Source organism: Mesorhizobium sp. M2C.T.Ca.TU.002.02.1.1 (assembly GCF_003997225.1).
Genome location: NZ_RZTO01001100.1, coordinates 1 through 1,623, shown reverse-complemented (window position 1 = coordinate 1,623; position 1,623 = coordinate 1). Strand labels below are relative to the sequence as shown.

At 65.8% G+C, this 1,623-nt stretch carries 3 protein-coding genes; all 3 read right to left on the bottom strand.

Features of this window, described 5'->3' with window-relative positions:
* Positions 1-476 (bottom strand): 2Fe-2S iron-sulfur cluster-binding protein (locus EOD07_RS33755; RefSeq protein WP_206519643.1); only part of this gene is annotated, 476 nt, incomplete at its 3' end.
* Positions 473-766 (bottom strand): sarcosine oxidase subunit delta, encoded by a 294-nt coding sequence (locus EOD07_RS33750; protein WP_127238292.1) that lies wholly within the window; start codon positions 764-766, stop codon positions 473-475. The genes EOD07_RS33750 and EOD07_RS33755, both read right to left, overlap by 4 nt.
* Before the next feature lie 71 nt (positions 767-837).
* Positions 838-1,623, bottom strand: a 786-nt coding sequence (locus EOD07_RS33745; protein ID WP_127238291.1) for an FAD-dependent oxidoreductase, incomplete at its 5' end; no start/stop codon positions are given.

The following is a 1,623-nucleotide window of genomic DNA, read 5'->3' as shown; positions in this document are numbered from 1 at the left end:
GCCTTGCCCAAGCCGGCGGCGCGGCGGATGAAATGCTCGCAGAACATCCAGAAGCGCGTGCCTTTCAGCGGACCGATCACCGGCCCCATGAAGGTCTTGTAATAGAAGCCGGCCGACAGGATCTTGCCGCCGAGCTGGTTGAGGGCGCCGATGTCCCAGGCGAGCGATGGCGTGCGGTTCTGGCTGACGGCGACGAGCCCGTCATAGATTTCGACCATGGTGGCCGCGATGTTCGGCTCGCGCACTTCGCCGCGCAGCACCGTCACCAGCGCGTTCGGCTCCTCGACGCCCGCGGCGAGCAGGCCGCGCGGGCGGTGATATTTGAAGGAGCGGCCGAACAGCGTCACGCCATTGGCAAGCAGCGCAGAGGCCAGCGTGTCGCCGGCATGGCCGGTGTAGGGCGCTCCGTCGAAGGTGAAGCGGATGGTGCGCAGCCGGTCGATGCGGCCGCCGGTCTCGGTGCGGCGAGGGCTCACGAGCGGCCCTCCGCCCTGCTGTCAGCGGATTTGTGGCCGCCACGCGCGAATTCGGTGCTCAGGATCTCATGCGTGATGGTGTTGCGCACGACCCTCAAATGCGCGCGGCAACCGCCGGAATGCTGCCAGATCTCGTTGTGGTCGCCGGCGGGGTTCAGGCGGTCGTAGACATAAGCATTCCAGGCGTCGAGGTCCTGCGAGGCCGGCTGCGGCCGCTCGCGGTTGCCGTCGCCCTGATAGGTGAATTCGATGACGTCGCGCGGCCCGCAATAGGGACAGGTGATCAGCATTTTCTTGTATCTTCTTGTTCAACCATGATCTTTTCCAAAAACCGGTTCCCACTTTTTGGGATCATGGTTCCCTAGTGCAGCCGCGGGTTCGCGCCCTGGCCTTTGTCGTCGATGATCAAGCCACGATAGAAGCGGTCGAGCGTGAAGGGCGCGTTGAACTCGTGCGGCTCGTCCTTGGCGATGGTGTAGGCAAAGCACCAGCCCGAGGCGGGCGTCGCCTTGAAGCCGCCGTAGCACCAGCCGCAATTGAGATACATGCCTGGCAATGGACCGGTCGTGATGATCGGCGAGCCGTCCATCGTCATGTCGCACAGCCCGCCCCATGAGCGCAGCATGCGCACCCGGGCCAGGCCGGGGAACAGCGCCAGCATCTCGCTCATCACCTCGTCGACGATCGGCAGGCTGCCGCGCTGGGCGTAGCTGTTGTATCCGTCGAGGTCGCCGCCATAGACGAGGCCGCCCTTGTCGGATTGCGAAATGTAGAAATGCCCCATGCCGAAGGTGAGGACAGTGTCGACGATGGGCTTTAGCGATTCCGAGACGAAGGCCTGCAGCACATGGCTTTCGATCGGCATATGCGAAATGCCGGCAAGCTGCATGACGTGCCCGGTGCTGCCGGCAACCGCGAGCGCGACTTTCTTGGCGCGGATCTCGCCGCGTGTCGTCGTCACACCGGTGATGCGCCCGCCGTCGCGCAGGAAGCCGGTCACCTCGCAGTTCTCGATGATGTCGACGCCGCGCCGGTCGGCGCCGCGCGCGTAGCCCCAGGCGACCGCGTCGTGCCGGGCGGTGCCGGCGCGCGGCTGCATCAGCCCGCCAAGGACCGGGAAGCGCGCCGACCCCGAGACGTCGAGCGC

Excerpts from the sequence above, each read along its gene's own strand:
- EOD07_RS33750 (WP_127238292.1), bottom strand. The coding sequence starts at position 766 with ATGCTGATCACCTGTCCCTATTGCGGGCCGCGCGACGTCATCGAATTC.